Source organism: Leclercia sp. LTM14, assembly GCF_023736175.1.
Lineage (GTDB): Bacteria > Pseudomonadota > Gammaproteobacteria > Enterobacterales > Enterobacteriaceae > Enterobacter > Enterobacter barmai.
Genome location: NZ_JAIKTT010000001.1, coordinates 691,783 through 711,613, shown reverse-complemented (window position 1 = coordinate 711,613; position 19,831 = coordinate 691,783). Strand labels below are relative to the sequence as shown.

22 protein-coding genes are annotated in these 19,831 nt (G+C 52.1%); 15 read left to right on the top strand and 7 right to left on the bottom strand.

Going from position 1 to position 19,831, the window contains the following annotated elements; genetic code table 11:
* Positions 1–146: 146 nt before the first annotated feature.
* The 5 genes from argT to hisP all read left to right on the top strand — a co-directional run bounded on the left by argT (position 147) and on the right by hisP (position 4,218).
* The gene (gene argT, locus K5I40_RS03345; protein WP_039030953.1) at positions 147–929 is read left to right on the top strand and encodes a lysine/arginine/ornithine ABC transporter substrate-binding protein ArgT; all 783 of its coding nucleotides are present in this window, start codon (positions 147–149) and stop codon (positions 927–929) included.
* Positions 930–1,170: 241 nt separating this feature from the next.
* Entirely contained in the window at positions 1,171–1,953 is a 783-nt protein-coding gene (gene hisJ / locus K5I40_RS03340) for a histidine ABC transporter substrate-binding protein HisJ (RefSeq protein WP_032612831.1), read from the top strand.
* A gap of 83 nt (positions 1,954–2,036) precedes the next feature.
* The gene (locus K5I40_RS03335) at positions 2,037–2,723 is read left to right on the top strand and encodes a histidine ABC transporter permease HisQ (RefSeq protein ID WP_223073704.1); all 687 of its coding nucleotides are present in this window, start codon (positions 2,037–2,039) and stop codon (positions 2,721–2,723) included.
* Positions 2,720–3,436 (top strand): ABC transporter permease, encoded by a 717-nt coding sequence (locus K5I40_RS03330; RefSeq protein WP_039030956.1) that lies wholly within the window; start codon positions 2,720–2,722, stop codon positions 3,434–3,436. The genes K5I40_RS03335 and K5I40_RS03330 overlap by 4 nt, the downstream gene beginning before the upstream one ends.
* 8 nt (positions 3,437–3,444) lie before the next feature.
* Entirely contained in the window at positions 3,445–4,218 is a 774-nt protein-coding gene (gene hisP, locus K5I40_RS03325) for a histidine ABC transporter ATP-binding protein HisP (RefSeq protein WP_039030957.1), read from the top strand.
* Between the two features lie 75 nt (positions 4,219–4,293).
* On the opposite strand, the gene K5I40_RS03320 is transcribed toward hisP, so the two are convergent.
* Positions 4,294–4,803, bottom strand: coding sequence for a GNAT family N-acetyltransferase (locus tag K5I40_RS03320; RefSeq protein WP_223073705.1), 510 nt, complete (start codon positions 4,801–4,803; stop codon positions 4,294–4,296).
* 84 nt (positions 4,804–4,887) lie between these two features.
* Complete coding sequence (locus K5I40_RS03315; RefSeq protein ID WP_223073706.1) at positions 4,888–5,148, bottom strand: helix-turn-helix transcriptional regulator; 261 nt, start codon at positions 5,146–5,148, stop codon at positions 4,888–4,890.
* 121 nt (positions 5,149–5,269) lie between these two features.
* Here K5I40_RS03315 and K5I40_RS03310 point away from each other — a divergent pair, with 121 nt between their 5' ends.
* The 3 genes from K5I40_RS03310 (at position 5,270) to K5I40_RS03300 (ending at position 8,321) form a co-directional block, all read left to right on the top strand.
* Complete coding sequence (locus K5I40_RS03310) at positions 5,270–5,548, top strand: helix-turn-helix domain-containing protein (RefSeq protein WP_251930997.1); 279 nt, start codon at positions 5,270–5,272, stop codon at positions 5,546–5,548.
* The gene (locus K5I40_RS03305; RefSeq protein ID WP_251929487.1) at positions 5,545–7,101 is read left to right on the top strand and encodes an ATP-binding protein; all 1,557 of its coding nucleotides are present in this window, start codon (positions 5,545–5,547) and stop codon (positions 7,099–7,101) included. The genes K5I40_RS03310 and K5I40_RS03305 overlap by 4 nt, the downstream gene beginning before the upstream one ends.
* A 338-nt stretch (positions 7,102–7,439) precedes the next feature.
* The gene (locus tag K5I40_RS03300; protein ID WP_251929489.1) at positions 7,440–8,321 is read left to right on the top strand and encodes a hypothetical protein; all 882 of its coding nucleotides are present in this window, start codon (positions 7,440–7,442) and stop codon (positions 8,319–8,321) included.
* Positions 8,322–8,372: 51 nt separating this feature from the next.
* On the opposite strand, the gene K5I40_RS03295 is transcribed toward K5I40_RS03300, so the two are convergent.
* The 3 genes from K5I40_RS03295 to yfcG are packed head-to-tail and all read right to left on the bottom strand — an operon-like array spanning position 8,373 to position 10,329.
* Positions 8,373–9,266: a TIGR01777 family oxidoreductase gene (locus K5I40_RS03295; RefSeq protein WP_138369853.1), complete on the bottom strand. Its 894-nt coding sequence runs from the start codon at positions 9,264–9,266 to the stop codon at positions 8,373–8,375.
* A gap of 19 nt (positions 9,267–9,285) precedes the next feature.
* Positions 9,286–9,648, bottom strand: coding sequence for a dihydroneopterin triphosphate 2'-epimerase (gene folX, locus K5I40_RS03290; protein ID WP_039030960.1), 363 nt, complete (start codon positions 9,646–9,648; stop codon positions 9,286–9,288).
* Positions 9,649–9,699: 51 nt separating this feature from the next.
* Positions 9,700–10,329: a GSH-dependent disulfide bond oxidoreductase gene (yfcG, locus tag K5I40_RS03285; protein ID WP_039030961.1), complete on the bottom strand. Its 630-nt coding sequence runs from the start codon at positions 10,327–10,329 to the stop codon at positions 9,700–9,702.
* Between the two features lie 144 nt (positions 10,330–10,473).
* Between yfcG and yfcF the strand changes: the two genes are divergently transcribed.
* Genes yfcF through yfcD form a run of 3 tightly spaced genes read left to right on the top strand, consistent with a single transcriptional unit; the run spans position 10,474 to position 12,323 of the window.
* Positions 10,474–11,118, top strand: coding sequence for a glutathione transferase (yfcF, locus tag K5I40_RS03280; RefSeq protein ID WP_039030962.1), 645 nt, complete (start codon positions 10,474–10,476; stop codon positions 11,116–11,118).
* Between the two features lie 55 nt (positions 11,119–11,173).
* On the top strand, positions 11,174–11,725 hold the full coding sequence (yfcE, locus tag K5I40_RS03275) for a phosphodiesterase (RefSeq protein ID WP_138369855.1): 552 nt from the start codon (positions 11,174–11,176) through the stop codon (positions 11,723–11,725).
* 55 nt (positions 11,726–11,780) lie between these two features.
* Entirely contained in the window at positions 11,781–12,323 is a 543-nt protein-coding gene (yfcD, locus tag K5I40_RS03270) for an NUDIX hydrolase YfcD (protein ID WP_039030964.1), read from the top strand.
* A gap of 55 nt (positions 12,324–12,378) precedes the next feature.
* On the opposite strand, the gene pta is transcribed toward yfcD, so the two are convergent.
* Both pta and ackA read right to left on the bottom strand, forming a co-directional pair.
* A complete protein-coding gene (gene pta / locus K5I40_RS03265; RefSeq protein ID WP_039030965.1) occupies positions 12,379–14,517 on the bottom strand; it encodes a phosphate acetyltransferase in 2,139 nt (712 codons plus the stop codon).
* Positions 14,518–14,593: 76 nt separating this feature from the next.
* Entirely contained in the window at positions 14,594–15,796 is a 1,203-nt protein-coding gene (gene ackA, locus K5I40_RS03260) for an acetate kinase (RefSeq protein WP_039030966.1), read from the bottom strand.
* Positions 15,797–16,132: 336 nt separating this feature from the next.
* On the opposite strand from ackA, the gene yfbV reads away from it, so the two are divergent.
* From yfbV to K5I40_RS03240, 4 genes are all read left to right on the top strand, one after another.
* Positions 16,133–16,588, top strand: coding sequence for a terminus macrodomain insulation protein YfbV (gene yfbV / locus K5I40_RS03255; protein WP_039030967.1), 456 nt, complete (start codon positions 16,133–16,135; stop codon positions 16,586–16,588).
* Between the two features lie 91 nt (positions 16,589–16,679).
* The gene (locus K5I40_RS03250) at positions 16,680–17,174 is read left to right on the top strand and encodes a YfbU family protein (RefSeq protein ID WP_106996032.1); all 495 of its coding nucleotides are present in this window, start codon (positions 16,680–16,682) and stop codon (positions 17,172–17,174) included.
* 11 nt (positions 17,175–17,185) lie between these two features.
* Positions 17,186–17,845, top strand: a complete 660-nt coding sequence (locus K5I40_RS03245; RefSeq protein WP_223073709.1) for a sugar phosphatase — start codon at positions 17,186–17,188, stop codon at positions 17,843–17,845.
* Positions 17,846–17,922: 77 nt separating this feature from the next.
* On the top strand, positions 17,923–19,755 hold the full coding sequence (locus tag K5I40_RS03240; protein ID WP_138369857.1) for an SLC13 family permease: 1,833 nt from the start codon (positions 17,923–17,925) through the stop codon (positions 19,753–19,755).
* Positions 19,756–19,831 lie beyond the last annotated feature (76 nt).

Below are 19,831 nucleotides of genomic sequence, written 5' to 3'. Positions count from 1 at the left end.
AGGCAATCCTGCAACCTTTCGTTAACATATTTAACGCCGTAATTTTGCTATGAACGCAATGTGGCATAAGACCTGCAAGAGATCGCCTGCAACAACACACAACACAATCTATTACATAAGAAAATCACGACACTTGAGGGTAATGTATGAAGAAGACGGTTTTGGCTCTGTCTTTGCTGGTGGGATTAAGTGCAGCGGCAAGCAGCTTTGCGGCGCTCCCTCAGAACGTACGTATCGGTACAGACGCTACCTATGCGCCATTCTCATCGAAAGATGCGAAGGGGGATTTCGTCGGGTTTGATATCGACCTGGGAAATGAGATGTGCAAACGCATGTCCGTGAAATGCACCTGGGTGGGCAGCGACTTCGACGCGCTGATCCCCTCCCTGAAAGCCAAGAAGATTGACGCGATCATCTCCTCGCTCTCAATCACCGAGAAGCGTCAGCAGGAGATCGCCTTCTCTGAGAAGCTCTACGCTGCGGACTCACGTCTGATTGCCGCCAAAGGATCCCCTATCCAGCCGACCATTGACTCGCTGAAAGGCAAGCACGTTGGCGTGCTGCAGGGCTCAACCCAGGAAGGTTTCGCCAATGCCAACTGGCGTGAGAAGGGCGTGGACGTGGTGGCATACCAGAACCAGGATCTGATCTATTCTGACCTGGCCGCAGGGCGTCTGGATGCCGCATTCCAGGATGAAGTTGCCGCCAGCGAAGGCTTCCTGAAACAGCCTGCGGGTAAAGAGTTTGCCTTTGCGGGTCCTTCCGTCAAAGACAAAAAATACTTCGGTGACGGCACCGGGATCGGTCTGCGTAAGGACGATGCTGAGCTGAAAGCGGCGTTTGATAAAGCCTTTACTGAACTGCGTAAAGACGGAACCTACGACAAACTGGCGAAGAAATACTTCGACTTCAACGTTTACGGCGATTAACCGAAACTGACGGGTGCGCACCATAATGGAACCCCGTTATGGTGCGACAATGGCCTTTGCGAACCATGATGGTGCAAGTCCTGCGCCGCGTTGGTCACAAAGTGAATAGTTAAGCACTCGCGATGCACTTTTTCGCGCCTGCCGCGCATAATCTTTTGCCTTGCCGCGGCGATTAGTGGCACATTAAAGGCACCCCGTCGGCGTTAAAATCCCGTAAGAAGACAGTCTGTTGAGGATAGATATGAAAAAACTGGTTTTGTCACTTTCTCTGGCTCTGGCCTTTTCCAGCGCTACTGCGGCATTCGCAGCAATTCCGCAAAAAGTTCGAATTGGTACTGACCCGACTTATGCCCCCTTCGAATCGAAGAATGCGCAGGGTGAACTGGTAGGATTTGATATCGATTTGGCAAAAGAGCTGTGCAAACGTATCAAAACAGAGTGTACCTTCGTTGAAAACCCACTGGATGCGCTGATCCCTTCGCTGAAAGCGAAAAAAATCGACGCCATTATGTCTTCTCTCTCTATCACCGAAAAACGCCAGCAGGAGATTGCCTTCACCGACAAGCTCTATGCAGCGGACTCTCGTCTGGTGGTAGCGAAATCTTCTGATATCCAGCCGACACTGGAGTCACTGAAAGGTAAACGTGTGGGCGTGCTGCAGGGCACCACCCAGGAGACCTTTGGTAACGAGCACTGGGCGCCGAAAGGAATCGAAATCGTCTCTTATCAGGGCCAGGAAAATATCTATGCTGACCTGACTGCGGGCCGTATCGACGCCGCCTTCCAGGATGAAGTCGCTGCCAGCGAAGGCTTCCTGAAACAGCCGGTTGGTAAAGATTACAAGTTCGGCGGTCCGTCCATTAAGGACGAGAAACTCTTCGGCGTAGGCACCGGCATGGGGCTGCGCAAAGAAGATAACGAGCTGCGTGAAGCGCTGAACAAAGCCTTTGCTGAAATGCGCGCAGACGGTACTTACGAAAAACTGGCGAAGAAATACTTCGACTTTGATGTCTACGGTGGTTAATTACTCCACTCAATAACGTGCGGCCCCTCCCGCTCCGGGAGGGGAAAAGACACGGCTACACCACTCACGACAGGGCAGGCGGTATGCTGTACGGATTTTCTGGCGTAATTTTACAAGGCGCATTGGTCACCCTTGAACTGGCTCTCAGTTCGGTGGTGCTGGCAGTGTTAATAGGCCTTGCCGGCGCGGGCGCGAAGCTTTCAGCGAATCGGGCGTTGGCGCTGCTGTTTGAGGGTTATACCACCCTTATCCGCGGTGTTCCTGACCTGGTGCTGATGCTGCTCATTTTCTATGGACTGCAGATCGCCCTCAATGGCATCACCGATGCCATTGGTATGGCGCAGATTGATATCGATCCGATGGTGGCCGGTATCATCACCCTGGGCTTTATCTACGGGGCCTATTTCACCGAAACCTTCCGCGGGGCCTATCTCTCCGTGCCGAAAGGGCATATCGAAGCGGCCACGGCCTTTGGTTTTACCTCCTCACAGACGTTTCGCCGCATTATGTTTCCGGCCATGATGCGCTTTGCGCTGCCGGGCATCGGCAACAACTGGCAGGTTATCCTCAAAGCGACGGCGCTGGTCTCATTACTGGGACTGGAAGACGTGGTGAAAGCCACGCAGCTGGCAGGCAAAAGCACCTGGGAGCCGTTCTACTTCGCGATTGTCTGCGGGGTGATTTACCTGGTGTTTACCACCGTCTCCAACGGCGTGCTGCTGCTGCTCGAACGTCGCTATTCCGTGGGTGTGAAGAGGGCTGACCTGTGATCGAAATTATTCAGGAATACTGGAAATCCCTGCTGTGGACCGACGGATACCGCTTTACCGGCGTGGCGATCACCCTCTGGCTGCTGATTTCTTCTGTGGTGATGGGCGGGATTCTGGCGATCTTCCTCGCCATTGGCCGCGTGTCGAACAATAAATACATTCGCTTCCCCATCTGGCTGTTTACCTATGTGTTCCGCGGTACGCCGCTGTACGTGCAGCTGCTGGTGTTCTACTCCGGGATGTACACGCTGGAGATCGTGAAAGGCACTGAGATGCTGAACGCGTTCTTCCGCAGCGGGCTGAACTGTACCGTGCTGGCGTTAACGCTCAATACCTGCGCCTACACCACCGAGATTTTCGCCGGTGCGATCCGCTCTGTGCCCTACGGTGAAATTGAAGCCGCAAGGGCGTATGGCTTCTCTTCCGTGAAGCTCTACCGCTGCATTATTCTGCCGTCGGCGCTGCGTATTGCGCTGCCTGCCTACAGCAACGAAGTGATTCTGATGCTGCACTCCACCGCGCTGGCCTTTACCGCCACCGTGCCGGATCTGCTGAAGATTGCCCGCGACATTAACTCGGCGACCTATCAGCCGTTTACCGCCTTCGGGATCGCGGCAGTGCTCTATTTAATTATTTCTTACGTTCTGATTAGCCTGTTCCGCAAAGCGGAAAAACGCTGGTTGCAGCACATAAAACCTTCTTCGACGCACTGAGAATTAAGATGGCTGAGAACAAATTAAACGTTATCGATTTGCACAAACGCTACGGCGAACATGAAGTGCTGAAAGGGGTGTCGCTGCAGGCAAATGCGGGCGATGTGATCAGTATTATCGGCTCCTCAGGCTCGGGTAAAAGTACCTTCCTGCGCTGCATTAACTTCCTCGAAAAACCGAGTGCCGGCTCTATTGTGGTGAGCGGTGAGAACATCAATCTGGTGCAGGACAAAGACGGCCAGCTGAAGGTGGCGGACAAGCACCAGCTGCGTCTGCTGCGTACCCGTCTGACGATGGTATTCCAGCACTTCAACCTCTGGAGCCACATGACGGTGCTGGAGAACGTGATGGAAGCCCCGGTGCAGGTGCTGGGGTTAAGCAAGCAGGAAGCCCGTGCCCGCGCGGAGAAATACCTGGCGAAAGTGGGTATCGACGAGCGCCAGCAGATGAAATACCCGGTGCATCTCTCCGGCGGTCAGCAGCAGCGTGTCTCTATCGCCCGTGCGCTGGCGATGGAGCCGGAAGTGCTGCTGTTTGACGAACCGACCTCTGCGCTCGATCCCGAGCTTGTGGGTGAAGTGCTGCGCATTATGCAGCAGCTCGCCGAAGAGGGGAAAACCATGGTGGTGGTGACGCACGAGATGGGCTTCGCCCGTAACGTCTCCAATCATGTTATTTTCCTGCATCAGGGCAAGATCGAAGAGCAGGGGCATCCGGATGAGGTGTTAGGTAATCCGAAGAGCCCACGCTTGCAGCAGTTCCTGAAAGGGTCGTTGAAGTAGTTTGTTGCCCGGTGGCGCTACGCTTACCGGGCCTACGGTTTTGGTAGGCCGGGCAAACGCAGTGCCGCCCGGCACTCAGGCCGCACCACTCTCCAGCCGGTACACCCAGTCGTCATACCGTACGCCATTGATCTCATACGCCTGCTCCAGCACCTGGGTACGTACAAATCCCGCTTTCTCTAATACCCGCACCGAACCGCCATTCTCCCCCAGCACATAAGCGTTCACCGCCTTTACGCCCACCTGGATAAACGCGTATTCACACACGGCGCGCAGCGCTTCGCTGGCAATCCCCCGGCCCTGTGCGGCCGGAATCACGGTATAACCAATATCCGCCTCTTCGCGGTAGCGGGAGCTGATTTGCAGCCCAATATCCCCCAGCGGGGTAGCGTCATCGTGCGCGCGGATCACAAAGGTGTGCGGGGTGGTAAGTCGGGCGGCAAACTGGCGTCGGGTCTCGGTTTCCGGGGCGATAGCGGCCATATAACGCATGATCTCGGGCGCTTCTCGCAGCGCGCGGAAAAAGGGCCAGTCAGAGGGCTCAAAAGGGGAGAGCGTCAGCCTGGGAGTGGTGATTGTTGCCATTGTTACGCCATTCCGATGAATTTGGCTTATAACCATAACACCGGAATGGAACTGGCGAACAGACTGGATTCAGGTAGGTGAGGACTAACGTTTAGCTCTCATCAGTCTGGTTCGGTCTATATAGTTACCTAGCTCATCATAATACCGGCTAGGCCAGATTGTTGCCGCATCCCTTTCTAGCGCCTCGGCAATGATCTTTTCTCCCTTTGGCCATGGTTTCGATAGAGCATTCGCTAGAGTTGAGGAGCTTAAACCTGCCTGGCGTGAAAGTGCTGAAAGTGACAGCTTACGCTTGTGTAGCATGGCAATTATATCGGCTGGATGCATGTCCTGATCTCTACTCATACATTTTCCTTTATATATGATTTTGTTCAAATTACAGGCATAAATACTAAGTAATACTTAGTGCAATTTCAATAGCGGAATACCAGAATCATGACTCTACTTCCAGATCTTAAGAGTCATCATGCTTCCCCATCGACTTAAAGCGGCGCGATTGAAAGCCGGTCTATCACAGCAAAAACTTGGGATTCTCGCGGGCATTGATGAAGCGACGGCCAGTACTCGTATGAATCAGTATGAAAGAGGGATACACACCCCTGATTTTGCGCTGGCGTGTAAGTTGGCTGAGGTCTTAAATATCCCTGCTTGTTATTTTTATACGGTTGAAGATGGTTTGGCTGAGTTTATATACATGTTCCAAAAAATAATAATACTATTTAAAATCATTAGGAATATAGAATGAATATTGAACAAAGATTAAAAAAATTGTCAGATGATAATCCTAATTATGCTTTACTATGGGCTCAGTGGGAGTTTGATAAAAAGTTACTATCTAGAGCGTTAAATTCTGTTTCGCGCGATTTTCCTCATTACAGCTTACATGACTCATCACACTCATCCACAATAATTACACAAATCGAGAAGGTAATTGCCCCAAATATAGATAAGCTTTCAGCTACAGATTGTTGGTTGTTATTAGAGTCCTGTTACTGGCATGATGCAGGTATGATAATAACAAATGATGAAAAAAAAGATCTTCTTAAAGACAACAATTTTAATATCTACTTACAAGACCTCTGTCAATCTGATTCTGATTTGGCTATTTATGCCAAGATTGTATTAGATAAGAAAAATAAAAATGATATAACTCAAGCATTATTAATATCTAATGCATTAACTTTCATAATTGCCGACTACTTTAGAAAAATTCATGCGAAGCGTTCAGGAGAACATGTTATCGATCCTGATAGAATAAGAGTAAATTCGCCCAGAACTTCATTAATACCACAGCGATTATTTAACTTTGTGGCTGAAATAGTACAATGCCATGGGAAGAAAAAAGAATCAATACTTGAAATTGCAAAGTATAATGATGGGATGGATGCAAAAGATTATGCTCATCCTAGATATATTGCAGCACTTTTAAGAATTGGTGATCTCTTAGATATTGATGATGGTAGATTTTGCGCAACTCTTCTCGCTAATATAGGTGATGTTCCTAAAACGTCTACAGAACATCAGCATAAACATGCTTCAATAAAACATTTATATATTGACTCAAATGTTATAGAAATAAAAGCAGAGTGTGAGATGTATGGTGGTTATCACGCTCAGCAAGCTTGGTTTGATTATATTGAGAGTGAATTTGATTACCAAAAGAGAGTATGGAATGATATTGTTCCAGCAAGTGATTATAGAGCACTTCCGACGTTAGGTGTATTATCTTGCACTATTAAGGATTATATTACAATTGATGGGAAAGTACCTACTTTATCGTTAGATCAAAAAAGAGTCTATAGCTATATAACTGGATCTCAGATTTATAGCGAACGACTTCCTTTTATTAGAGAACTAATACAAAATTCTGTAGATGCTATTTACTACAGTGCTTGGGAGGAACTGTATGAAAGTGAATCATTTCTAAATATTGATGAAAGCGAGAAAAGATCTCTTTTTATAAAAGAATTAGAAAAGAATAAAATTGATATTAAATATTATAAGACGCAACATCGAAATCAAGATAGTGTTGTTTTTTCCGTTAAAGACACCGGCACAGGAATGTGTCTGGAGGACATAAAAAAATTTCTTAAGGTCGGTTCTGAGAGTATTACGAGTCGAAAGGAATTGTTGAGAACAATGCCTGGATGGGCAAGCCCATCTGGATTTTTTGGCATAGGTTTACAAGCAGTCTTTAAAATGTGTTCGCAGGTTTCAATTTATACAAAAAAAATTGAATCTCCTTTTATGAAATCATCATTTTTAATGAAGGAAATGAGTTTTTTAATATTTCTATAAAAGAAATAAAAGATGCTAAAAAAAAGAAATTTATTGGCACAGAAGTAACTGCCATATTTGATGAAGGTATTATTGGAGCCGTATCTGCAGATAGTCTTCGCTATCATGAATTAAATGAGCTATTAAGTCGGTATGATGCTCTGGAGTATAATGAAGATATATATTTTCATCATTATGTAAACAATATTGTAAGTAAAGATTTTACATATTCTAATATCCCTATTACCTTACTGGGTAATGAGATCTCCAAGGATTTCGACTGTAACGATTATCAACCAGAAGAATTAATCTTAGAATCTGATTATGAACTAGGAATAGATTATAATCTTAAAATAGATATGAGAGGCACCAATTCACTAAAATATAAATTTAAAGGTGTAGGTTTTGATACTTATAGCGGTTTTGGTGCAATTGCTGGTGTAATTAATATATTCAATAATGATGCTGGTTATTGGCTTACCATTGACCGAAAAAAGGGTAGAACGGATCGAATGCAAGAATTAATTGATTTAGTTGAGAAGGTGGCAATTAAAAATGAAAGCATGATTCGTAAGAATTCAGAGAACAAAGCAGCTGCCGATTTTTTCTATTTTTCCCGTTTTGATTCTACTAAAGATAATTTATGGCATTCATATATTATAAATGATAACTCCGTTGATGAATATTTATTCAAAAATCGTCACCTGACGGTATATAATAATAACTCTTTTGCAATGTATAATTCTACTGTTCCATATATACATGAAGTGTCAATAATTTTGCTTAAAAGAATAGTGAAAAAAATGAAGTTTTCACTTCATGCACAATTAGCAGAGAGTAAACACTTTTTAAGGGATAGTCAGGTTGTTGATGTTACCTATTCGCTCACATTTAAAAATGATGGACAGCATCGCTTTACAGCAACTACAGACCTGATTCAAGAAGAGATAAAATATACCAGAAACACCCGTTTAAAGAGAATGTATTTTTGTTGTTATGATGCAAAATATGATGATATTAGCATTCATAGGAAATTTATTAATGATCTTATGGGTTCTGCATCAGTCTTTTCGACTTGGTTTGATTATGTTTTAATTGGGCCAAAAGAGACAGTTAGTTGGGCTGAAGATATCAATAATATTTGGAATTTTTATAAAGAAAGAAATTGTTTAATGGTTCCAGAAGATAGATTTAAAGAACTATATAAAATGCTTTGGACTGAATTAGATTTAATTAAATAAAATCGACCACCCTTGTTATCATCACATAACAAGGGTATCTATGCTTTATTTTTAACCTACCACATCTCCCAGGGCCTCTTCTAAATCGTACCACCTGAAGGCGAATCCGGAGGCTTCCAGCCGCTTCGGCAGCGCGCGTTGGCCGCCGAGAACCAGCACTGACGATTCGCCCATCAGCAGGCGGATAGCCGTTGCCGGGGCACGCACCACCGCCGGGCGATGAACCGCATGGCCCAGCGCGTGGGAAAACTGCTCGTTACGCACCGGGTAGGGGGAGACCATATTGAACGGGCCGCGCAGATCGTTATCCAGCAGCCAGAGAATGCCGTTGACCATATCGTCGATGTGGATCCACGCCAGGTACTGACGACCCGTGCCGACAGGGCCGCCAAGGCCGAGCTTAAACACCGGCAGCATCTTCGCCAGAATACCGCCTTTCGGGGCCAGCACCACGCCGGTGCGCAGCAGGCAAACGCGGGTCCGATCGCTCTGCGCGCCGCAGGCAATCTGCTCCCAGCGGGCGCACAGTTTATGGGTAAATTCATTGTGCGGTGGCTCCTCTTCGGTTACCACCACCTCGCCTAAATCACCGTAATACCCCGCTGCCGAACCGGAGATAAACACCGACGGCGGCGTGTCGCTGGCTTTAACCATATCCACCAGTCGCTGGGTGATGTTCCAGCGACTGTTGCACAGACGCTGTTTTTGCTCTTCCGTCCAGCGTTTGTCGGCGATGGGTTCGCCCGCCAGATTGATGACGGCATCAAAGCCGTTAAGATCCTGGTGTTCCGTCAGCCCTTTCCAGATATCGATGCCGGAGCCAAGTAGCTGACGCGCCTTCTCAGGACTGCGCGTCACAACCGTTAACTCATGGCCCAACACCTGCAATCGTGGGATAAGATGCCGGCCAATCAGGCCGGTGCCGCCGGTTACCAGGATCTTCATACAACCTCCAGGGTTGCGCTTAGCGTTGCCAGCTTAACGTCATCGAGACGGAGTCGGCGTAACGCAGCGCGTGAAGTTTATCGATCTCGACTTCAGCATAGGTGACCCAGTGATGTTCGCGTGCGATATCCAGCACATCCTGAGTTAATTTTTCCAGTAAAGAGAAGCGGTTATTCTCGACATGTTGAATGATGCTTTTGGTGACGGTGCGGTAGTTCAGAGCGTCATTGATATCCTCACTGTCCCGGGCCTTGTCGGCCGGGTAGTGGATCACCACATTAACGACGATATCCTGACGGTTAGCGCGCTCCTCTTCTTTGATACCGATATAGGTGCGCAGGCGTAAATTTTTAATACGAATAATCGCGTCTTGCTGGGACATTGCAGGCTTCCTCCGTGTCATTATCGCCACCATAATACATGAGGAAACCGTTTATATCTGCTGCACTTTTTGCATCGCGCGCTCGGTTGCCGGACGGGTACGAATGCGCTCAAACCAGTTGTTTACCGCCGGCCATGAGGCCAGGTCGACGCGATGGTTTTCATGGGTGTTGATCCACGGCCAGCAGGCGATATCCGCAATGCTGTAGTGATCGCCTCCCAGCCACGGCGATTTTTCCAGGCGCTTATTCAGCACGTTATAAAGCCGCTGCGTTTCCACCTGGAATCGTTCGATGGCATAGGGAATGGGCTGCGGCGCATAGTGGTTAAAGTGGTAGTTCTGTCCGATCATCGGCCCCAGGCCAGCAACCTGCCAGAAGAGCCACTGTAGCGTCACGTGACGTTCGCGTAATTCTCCGCTCAGCAGCTTGCCGGTTTTTTCCGCCAGATAAAGCAAAATTTCACCGGACTCAAACAGGCTCAGCGGCGCACCGCCATCCTCCGGATCATGGTCGATGACGGCCGGAATTTTATTGTTGGGCGAAATGGCGAGAAATTCGGGGCGAAACTGTTCGCCTTTGCTGATATCCACCGGCACGATGCGGTAGTCCAGCTGGGCCTCTTCCAGAAAAAGGGTGATCTTATGCCCGTTGGGAGTAGGGGCGTAATAAAGGTCAATCATCGCAACTCCTGTCATAACGCTTTTTTCTGTACAGGATTGAGTATAGGTGGTGATGATAAATCGTGAGTTTTCGTCAGGTGACAGCCGGGGCAGGAGGTTATATTTTGGATATAAACCCATCATCCAAAGCCTTATGAGGACGTTATGAGCCAACCTGCGATTACCCTGTGGTCAGATGCCGATTATTTCTCTCCTTATGTCATGAGCGTGTACGTCGCGCTGGCCGAAAAGGGATTGCCCTTTGCCCTCAAGACCGTGGATCTCAGCCGGGGTGAGAACCGACAGCCGCAGTGGCGGGGCTATGCGCTGACCCGTCGCGTGCCGGTGCTGGAGGTGGACGGGTTTGAACTGAGCGAATCTTCAGCCATTACCGAATATCTGGAAGAGCGTTTTGCGCCGCCGGAGTGGGAACGGATCTATCCGCTCGATCTGCAAAAACGCGCCCGCGCGCGGCAGATCCAGGCGTGGCTGCGCAGCGATCTGATGCCCATCCGGGAAGAGCGCTCCACCGACGTAGTCTTTGCCGGGGTGAAAAAACCGGCCCTGAGCGATACCGCCCGGCGGACAGCCAGTCAGCTGTTCGATACCGCCACCTCGCTGCTGGCACACGGTAATCAGAATTTATTCGGGGAATGGTGCATCGCGGACGCCGATCTGGCGCTGATGCTCAACCGCCTGGTGCTCAACGGCGACGACGTGCCGCAACGGCTGGCGGACTACGCGAGCTTCCAGTGGCAGCGCGCCTCCGTGCAGCGTTATGTGGCGCTTTCGGCGAAGCGGGCTGGCTGATAAGGGCGGCTGATTCGGGTATGATGGGGTGGCTTTTCACGATAAGGAGTCACTGATGAAGCTGATGTTTGCATCGGACATCCACGGTTCGCTACCGGCGACCGAAAAGGTGCTTTCGCTGTTTAACCAGAGCGGGGCGCAATGGCTGGTGATCCTCGGCGATGTGCTGAATCACGGCCCACGCAACCCGCTGCCCGAAGGCTATGCCCCTGCGGAGGTGGCAGAGCGGCTTAATGCGTATGCATCGCGGATTATCGCCGTGCGGGGCAACTGCGACAGCGAAGTTGACCAGATGCTGTTGCACTTCCCCATTACCGCCCCGTGGCAGCAGATCCTGCTGCCACGCTGCCGCCTGTTTGTTACCCACGGCCATCTTTTTGGCCCGGATAATCTGCCCGCGCTGAATGCTGGCGATGTCCTGGTTTACGGCCATACTCATATTCCGGTAGCCGCAAACAAGGGCGACATTATTCATTTCAACCCTGGCTCCGTCAGCCTGCCGAAAGGCGGTTTTTCTCCCAGCTATGGGATGCTGGAAGAGGACCATTTGTGCGTTATGACGCTGAATGACAGCCAGGTTATTGCAGAGTCCAGGATTAATCCGTAACTTACTCCTCAACAGTAAACGCGCCGTGAGAGCGCTTTAAAGAGAAGGTTTCCCGATGGTGGAGCAGAGTCATTTGGCAAGTACTGAGTGGGTAGATATAGTCAGCGAAGACAATGAAGTCATCGCTCAGGCGAGCCGCGAGCAGATGCGGGCGCAGCGCCTGCGTCACCGCGCGACCTATATCGTGGTGCATGATGGTATGGGCAAAATTCTGGTGCAGCGCCGTACTGAAACGAAAGACTTCATGCCCGGTATGCTCGACGCAACGGCCGGCGGCGTGGTCCAGGCCGATGAGGTGTTACTTGATTCCGCCCGCCGTGAAGCGGAAGAGGAGCTGGGGATTGCCGGCGTGCCCTTTGCCGAGCATGGTCAGTTCTACTTTGAAGACAGCCACTGCCGCGTCTGGGGAGGCCTGTTCAGCTGCGTTTCCCACGGTCCGTTTGCGCTGCAGGAAGAAGAGGTGAGTGAAGTCTGCTGGATGACCCCGGCGGAGATCACCGCTCGCTGCGATGACTTCACGCCAGATTCGTTAAAAGCCCTGGCGCTGTGGATGAGCCGCAATGCCAGCAACGAACCGGCTAAGCACGAAGAAGCGTAATAGCGTGATAATAAAAAAGGCGACCGCGAGGTCGCCTTTTTACGTTTGGGGCAACTTACTGCTGTGAAGACTGGATCGCGGTCAGAGCGATGGTGTAGACGATATCGTCTACCAGCGCACCACGGGACAGGTCGTTCACCGGCTTGCGCATACCCTGCAGCATCGGCCCGATGGAGATCAGGTCGGCTGAACGCTGTACCGCTTTGTAAGTGGTGTTACCGGTGTTCAGATCCGGGAAGATGAACACGGTAGCACGGCCCGCAACCGGCGAGTTCGGCGCTTTAGATTTGGCAACGTCAGCCATCACTGCGGCGTCGTACTGCAGCGGGCCATCGATAACCAGATCCGGACGTTTTTCCTGTGCCAGACGGGTTGCTTCACGCACTTTCTCAACGTCGCTACCTGCACCGGAGTTACCGGTAGAGTAAGAGAGCATCGCAACGCGCGGTTCGATACCGAACGCAATCGCGGAGTCAGCGGACTGGATCGCGATCTCTGCCAGCTGTTCAGCGGTTGGATCCGGGTTGATCGCACAGTCACCGTAAACGTAAACCTGTTCCGGCAGCAGCATGAAGAACACGGAAGAGACCAGAGAACTGCCTGGCGCGGTTTTGATCAGCTGCAGCGGCGGACGGATGGTGTTCGCGGTGGTGTGAACGGCACCGGAAACCAGACCGTCAACTTCGTCCTGCTCCAGCATCAGGGTACCGAGAACCACGTTGTCTTCCAGCTGTTCGCGGGCAACGGCTTCGGTCATGCCCTTGCTCTTACGCAGCTCGACCAGACGGGCAACATAGCTTTCGCGCACCACTTCAGGATCCACGATTTCGATACCAGAACCCAGCTCAACGCCCTGAGAGGCCGCTACGCGGGTGATCTCATCCGGGTTACCCAGCAGCACGCAGGTCGCGATACCGCGCTCGGCACAGATGGCTGCGGCTTTAACGGTACGCGGTTCGTCGCCTTCTGGCAGAACAACGCGTTTGCCCGCTTTACGCGCCAGCTCGGTCAGCTGGTAACGGAAGGCTGGTGGAGAGAGACGACGGCTGCGCTCGGAGGTGGCGGTCAGGGACTCAATCCACTCAGGATTGATGCAACCGGCCACGTATTCCTGCACTTTCTCGATACGCTGATGGTCATCAGCCGGAACTTCCAGGTTGAAGCTCTGCAGGCTCAGGGAGGTCTGCCAGGTGTTGGTGTTCACCATGAAGACCGGCAGGCCGGTGGCGAACGCGCGTTCGCACAGCTTGCTGACGCGTGGGTCCATTTCATAGGCACCGGTCAGCAGGATCGCACCGATCTCCACGCCGTTCATCGCGGCCAGACAGGCTGCAACCAGCACGTCAGGGCGGTCAGCGGAGGTCACCAGCAGGGAACCTGCACGGAAGTGCTCCAGCATGTGCGGAATGCTACGCGCACAGAAGGTCACGGACTTCACGCGACGGGTGTTGATATCGCCTTCGTTCACGATGGTGGCGTTCAGGTGACGCGCCATATCGATTGCACGGGTGGCGATCAGATCAAAGCTCCACTGCACCGCGCCCAGCACCGGCAGCGGGCTGAATTCCTGCAGTTTAGCCGGATCGATTTTCACGATTTTCGCTTTAGACGAGTCGTCGAAGATTTCGGACAGGTCAGGGCGGGTACGGCCTTGCTCATCAACCGGGGCGTTCAGTTTGTTAACGATAACGCCGGTGATGTTGCTGTTTTTCGCGCCGCCGAAGCTGCTGCGGGTCAGCTCAATACGCTCTTTCAGCTGTTCCGGGGTATCGGTACCCTGGGACATTACAAACACGATTTCCGCGTTCAGCGTTTTGGCGATTTCAAAGTTCAGGGACTGGGCAAACTGATGCTTGCGCGTCGGAACCAGGCCTTCTACCAGCACCACTTCCGCATCCTGGGCGTTAGCGTGGTAGTTAGCGATGATCTCTTCCATCAGCACGTCTTTCTGGTTGCTGGAGAGCAGAGACTCAACGTGGCTCATCTTCAGCGGTTCAGCGGCTGGCAGGTTAGAGTTTGCACGCACGATAGTGGTGGTCTGGTCTGGCGCATCGCCACCAGCACGGGGTTGAGCGATTGGCTTAAACACGCTCAGACGAACGCCTTTGCGTTCCATCGCACGGATCACACCGAGGCTGACGCTGGTCAGGCCTACGCTGGTTCCGGTCGGGATCAGCATAATAGTACGGGACACGATTTATCCTCTTTCGTTACCGCCGAAAACAGGCGGGCTTCAAAACAGCACCGCCAGCATTGCTGGCGGTGGGGAATCAGGCGGTCAGACGGCTCGCGTCTTGCGCGATGACCAGTTCTTCATTGGTTGGGATAACCATTGCAAGACGGGTGCCTTCTTTGTTGATGAAGCCAGACTTACCGAAGCGCGCGGCCAGGTTACGTTCATGGTCAACGTCAAAGCCCAGCACGCCCAGTTTGCCCAGGGACAGCTCGCGCACCATAGCAGCGTTCTCACCGATACCGCCGGTGAAGACCACGCCATCCAGACGACCGTCCATCAGCGCAGTGTAAGAGCCGATGTACTTCGCCAGACGGTGGCAGTAAACGTCCATTGCACGTTTAGCGTCTTCTTTCTCTGCGTAGTTGTCTTCAACGTAACGGCAGTCGCTGGTAACTTCGGTCAGGCCCAGCAGGCCGGACTCTTTGGTCAGCATCTTGTTGATATCTTCCACGCTCATACCCAGGGTATCGTGCAGGTGGAAGATGATCGCCGGGTCGATATCACCGGAGCGAGTACCCATTACCAGGCCTTCCAGCGGGGTCAGACCCATAGAAGTATCTACACATTTGCCGTTACGGATAGCAGAAACGGAACCGCCGTTACCCAGGTGGCAGGTGATGATGTTCACTTCTTCTACCGGCTTGTTCAGCATTTTTGCCGCTTCCTGGGTTACATAGAAGTGGCTGGTGCCGTGCGCGCCGTAGCGGCGAACGCCGTGCTCTTTGTACAGTTTGTACGGCAGAGCGTAGAGGTAAGACTCTTCCGGCATGGTCTGATGGAACGCGGTATCAAATACGGCCACGTTCTTGTCTTTCAGGTGCGGGAAGGATTTCAGGGCTTCAGCGATACCGATCAGGTGAGCAGGGTTATGTAGCGGTGCAAAAGAGGCAGAGTCTTTAATGCCCTGGATAACGCTGTCATCGATGATCACAGATTTGGTGTATTTCTCGCCACCATGAACGATACGGTGACCGATTGCGGTCAGCTGAGCGGACAGTTCCGGTTTTTGTGCCAGGATAGTGTTAACGATAAAGTTCAGCGCTTCGCTGTGAGCGGCGCCTGCACCTAAAGCCGCTTCCTGTTTGCTGCCGTCCATTTTCCACTTCAGACGTGCTTCAGGAAGATGGAAACATTCGGCCAGACCAGAAAGGTACTCTTCACCGTTGAGCGCATCGATGATGGCGAATTTCAGGGAAGAACTACCGCAGTTCAGAACCAGTACTAACTTACTCGACATGGAAGTACCTATTATTGATACGTGGCTAAAAAAACGTCAGTGAGTCAAGGATCGTAGCGCAAGATATCGCTGACATTTATGATTAACATCATGCCGGAAGGACATTCTGGCATGACGAAAAGAATACATATGATTTTATGCCATTTTGCGCATTTTTCCGGCAATGGCATAATGTGCGATAATTTGACGAGTATACGTTCATCGTCTAAGGCCTTTGCAGGCCGGCACAGGATACCCGATACTGGGTAGCGCTGACAAAAGTTTTTGAACGTTGTCATGACCAGTTGTGGTTTTGCACGAATTTTTTAATCTTTATATGTGAAGTTGAGGTAAGCCATGTCGACACCCGAGAATCCTTCCGTGAGCTTTTTCAGCCTGTTTCGCCGGGGACAGCACTATTCAAAGACGTGGCCTATGGAAAAGCGCCTGGCGCCCGTGTTTGTTGAGAACCGCGTGATCCGCATGACGCGTTACGCAATCCGTTTTATGCCACCCATCGCTGTCTTCACCTTATGCTGGCAGATTGCACTGGGTGGCCAACTCGGCCCGGCCGTCGCCACCGCTCTGTTTGCCCTGAGCCTGCCGATGCAGGGACTGTGGTGGCTGGGCAAACGCTCGGTGACACCTTTGCCGCCGTCGGTGCTCTCCTGGTTCTATGAAGTACGCAGCAAATTGCAGGATGCTGGCCAGGCGCTGGCGCCGGTTGAGGGGAAACCCGATTATCAGGCGCTGGCGGATACCCTGAAGCGTGCATTTAAGCAACTTGATAAAACATTCCTTGATGACTTGTGATTGATCATCGAAACGATGATCAAAAGAAGGCACAGTAACACCCCGTTACCGTGTCTTTTTTAAAGCTGCCATGCGCAACAGGAGTCGAAAGATGGAAATGACCCACGCTCAACGTCTGATTTTGTCTAATCAGTACAAAATGATGACTATGCTTGATCCCGACAACGCAGAGCGCTATCGCCGCTTGCAGACTATCGTCGAACGTGGATTTGGTTTACAGATGCGCGAGCTGGATCGCGAGTTTGGCGAACTGAAAGAAGAGACCTGCCGCACCGTCATCGACATCATGGAGATGTACCACGCCCTGCATGTCTCCTGGACGAACCTGAAAGATGCCCAGACCATCGACGAACGTCGTGTCACCTTCCTGGGGTTTGATGCGGCCACCGAATCTCGCTACCTGAGCTATGTCCGCTTTATGGTCAACGTCGAAGGGCGTTATACCCATTTCGATGCCGGTACGCATGGCTTTAATGCCCAGACCCCAATGTGGGAGAAATATCAACGCATGCTCAGCGTGTGGCACGCCTGCCCGCGTCAGTACCATCTGAGCAGCAATGAGATCCAACAAATTATTAATGCCTGACGGAGGTAGATGTGCAGTGTAAAGGTTTTCTGTTTGATCTGGACGGTACGTTGGTTGATTCGCTACCGGTTGTAGAACGCTCCTGGTGCCGTTGGGCCGACAGATATGGCATCGACCATCAGGACGTACTGAATTTTATCCATGGCAAACAGGCCATAACCTCTTTACGGCACTTCCTCCAGGGAAAAAGTGAAGCGGAAATTCAGGCGGAGTTCACCTGGCTTGAGCAGGTCGAAGCCACTGATACCGACGGCATCACGGCGCTGCCGGGGGCGCTGGAACTGCTCAGACACCTGAATGAAGCGGCGATCCCCTGGGCTATCGTCACCTCCGGTTCGGTTCCTGTGGCCCATGCGCGCCATAAAGCAGCAGGTCTGCCGCTGCCGGAAGTGTTTATTACCGCAGAGCGGGTCAAGCGCGGCAAGCCGGAGCCCGATGCCTTTTTACTGGGCGCAGAGCTGCTGGGACTGCCGCCTGAAGAGTGCGTAGTGGTAGAGGATGCCGCTGCCGGCGTGCTGGCGGGCCTCAATGCCGGCAGCCACGTCATTGCCGTCAACGTCCCTGCCGGTTCGCCGCGTCTGGAGGAGGCTGACTTTGTGCTCACCACGCTGGAGGCTCTCGCCGTCAGCCGCACCCCCGACGGGAATGTAACAGTCTCGCGGAAAATGTAATCACATGATTTAGCCCCACATTGTTGGGGCTTTTTTATGGCACTATCTGCATCACTCTTTTCTGACAAGGATCTGTTGTGAACGGTGAACTTATCTGGGTGTTAAGCCTGCTCCTTATCGCGATTATTCTTTTTGCGACCGGCAAAGTGCGCATGGATGCCGTGGCTCTGCTGGTGATTGTCGCCTTTGTGCTGAGCGGCACCTTAACGCTTCCGGAAGCCTTTTCAGGCTTTAGCGATCCCAACGTTATTTTGATTGCGGCCCTCTTTATTATTGGTGACGGCCTGGTGCGTACCGGCGTGGCGACCAGCATGGGGACCTGGCTTGTCAGCGTGGCGGGCAACAGCGAGACCAAAATGCTGGTGTTCCTGATGCTCACGGTCGCCGGACTCGGAGCCTTTATGAGCTCCACCGGGGTGGTAGCTATCTTTATTCCGGTGGTACTGAGCGTCTCCATGCGCATGCAGATCTCCCCCTCGCGCCTGATGATGCCGCTCAGCTTTGCCGGGCTTATCAGCGGCATGATGACGCTGGTGGCGACGCCGCCGAACCTGGTGGTCAACAGTGAACTGCTGCGTGAAGGTCTGGAAGGTTTCAGCTTCTTCAGCGTGACGCCGCTGGGGCTGGTGATTCTGGTGATGGGCATTATCTACATGCTGCTGACCCGCTTTGCCCTGAAAAGCGACAAGCAGGACAAAGCCCGCGACGGCTGGAAGCGCCGCACGTTTCGCGATCTGATTAAAGAGTACCGCCTCACCGGGCGAGCGCGCCGTCTGGCGATCCGCCCCGGTTCACCGCTGATTGGGCAACGTCTGGATGATTTGAAACTCCGCGAACGCTACGGCGCCAACGTTATCGGTGTGGAGCGCTGGCGCCGTTTTCGCCGGGTTATCGTCAACGTGAACGGCGTATCGGAATTTCGCGCCCGGGACGTGCTGCTGATTGATATGTCATCCGCCGAGGTCGATCTGCGCGATTTCTGTAGCGAACAGCTGCTGGAGCCGATGATCCTGCGCGGGGAGTACTTCTCCGATCAGGCGCTGGATGTGGGCATGGCCGAAGTGTCGTTGATCCCCGAGTCGGAGCTGCTCGGCAAAACCATTCGCGAAATAGGATTCCGTACCCGCTACGGTTTGAACGTCGTGGGGTTAAAGCGCGACGGCGAAGCGATGAACGGCTCGGTGGTGGATGAGCCTCTGCAGCTGGGAGATATTTTCCTGGTGGTAGGTAACTGGAAGCTGATCACCCAGTTGGGTCAGAGAGGCCGGGACTTTGTGGTGCTCAACCTGCCTGTGGAAGTCAGCGATGCGTCTCCCGCCCACAGTCAGGCACCGCACGCCATTTTTTGTCTGGTGCTGATGGTGGCCCTGATGCTGACCGACGAAATCCCTAATCCGGTGGCGGCGATTATCGCCTGTTTGCTGATGGGCAAATTCCGCTGCATTGACGCTGAAAGCGCTTACAAAGCCATTCACTGGCCGAGCATCATTTTGATTGTCGGGATGATGCCCTTCGCGCTGGCTCTACAAAAAACCGGCGGTGTCGATCTGGTGGTGAAAGGGCTGATGGAGGTGGGCGGCGGCTACGGCCCTTATATGATGCTGATGTGCCTGTTCATCATGTGCGCCACTATCGGGCTGTTTATCTCCAATACCGCGACGGCGGTGCTGATGGCGCCTATCGCCCTGGCGATGGCGAAATCGATGGGAGTATCGCCATATCCTTTCGCCATGATGGTGGCGATGGCCGCTTCCGCTGCGTTTATGACCCCGGTCTCGTCACCGGTTAACACCCTGGTGCTGGGACCTGGCAAATATACCTTCAGCGACTTCGTGAAGCTCGGCGTGCCGTTTACCATTCTGGTTATGCTGGTGTGCGTGGTGATGATCCCGGTGCTGTTCCCGTTTTGAGACTGAAGCCGGGTGGCGGCTCCGCCTTACCCGGCCTGCACAATCGTAGGCCCGCGCAAGCGAAGCGCCGCCGGGC

Coding starts and splice junctions, on each gene's coding strand:
- ackA (WP_039030966.1), bottom strand. CDS start 15,796: ATGTCGAGTAAGTTAGTACTGGTTCTGAACTGCGGTAGTTCTTCCCTG.
- K5I40_RS03295 (WP_138369853.1), bottom strand. CDS start 9,266: ATGAAGATCCTGGTAACCGGCGGCACCGGCCTGATTGGCCGGCATCTT.
- folX (WP_039030960.1), bottom strand. CDS start 9,648: ATGTCCCAGCAAGACGCGATTATTCGTATTAAAAATTTACGCCTGCGC.
- K5I40_RS03320 (WP_223073705.1), bottom strand. CDS start 4,803: ATGGCAACAATCACCACTCCCAGGCTGACGCTCTCCCCTTTTGAGCCC.
- yfcG (WP_039030961.1), bottom strand. CDS start 10,329: ATGATTGACCTTTATTACGCCCCTACTCCCAACGGGCATAAGATCACC.
- K5I40_RS03315 (WP_223073706.1), bottom strand. CDS start 5,148: ATGAGTAGAGATCAGGACATGCATCCAGCCGATATAATTGCCATGCTA.
- yfcF (WP_039030962.1), top strand. CDS start 10,474: ATGAGCCAACCTGCGATTACCCTGTGGTCAGATGCCGATTATTTCTCT.
- K5I40_RS03305 (WP_251929487.1), top strand. CDS start 5,545: ATGAATATTGAACAAAGATTAAAAAAATTGTCAGATGATAATCCTAAT.
- hisP (WP_039030957.1), top strand. CDS start 3,445: ATGGCTGAGAACAAATTAAACGTTATCGATTTGCACAAACGCTACGGC.
- K5I40_RS03335 (WP_223073704.1), top strand. CDS start 2,037: ATGCTGTACGGATTTTCTGGCGTAATTTTACAAGGCGCATTGGTCACC.
- yfbV (WP_039030967.1), top strand. CDS start 16,133: ATGTCGACACCCGAGAATCCTTCCGTGAGCTTTTTCAGCCTGTTTCGC.
- hisJ (WP_032612831.1), top strand. CDS start 1,171: ATGAAAAAACTGGTTTTGTCACTTTCTCTGGCTCTGGCCTTTTCCAGC.
- yfcE (WP_138369855.1), top strand. CDS start 11,174: ATGAAGCTGATGTTTGCATCGGACATCCACGGTTCGCTACCGGCGACC.
- K5I40_RS03300 (WP_251929489.1), top strand. CDS start 7,440: ATGAGAGGCACCAATTCACTAAAATATAAATTTAAAGGTGTAGGTTTT.
- K5I40_RS03250 (WP_106996032.1), top strand. CDS start 16,680: ATGGAAATGACCCACGCTCAACGTCTGATTTTGTCTAATCAGTACAAA.
- argT (WP_039030953.1), top strand. CDS start 147: ATGAAGAAGACGGTTTTGGCTCTGTCTTTGCTGGTGGGATTAAGTGCA.
- K5I40_RS03310 (WP_251930997.1), top strand. CDS start 5,270: ATGCTTCCCCATCGACTTAAAGCGGCGCGATTGAAAGCCGGTCTATCA.
- yfcD (WP_039030964.1), top strand. CDS start 11,781: ATGGTGGAGCAGAGTCATTTGGCAAGTACTGAGTGGGTAGATATAGTC.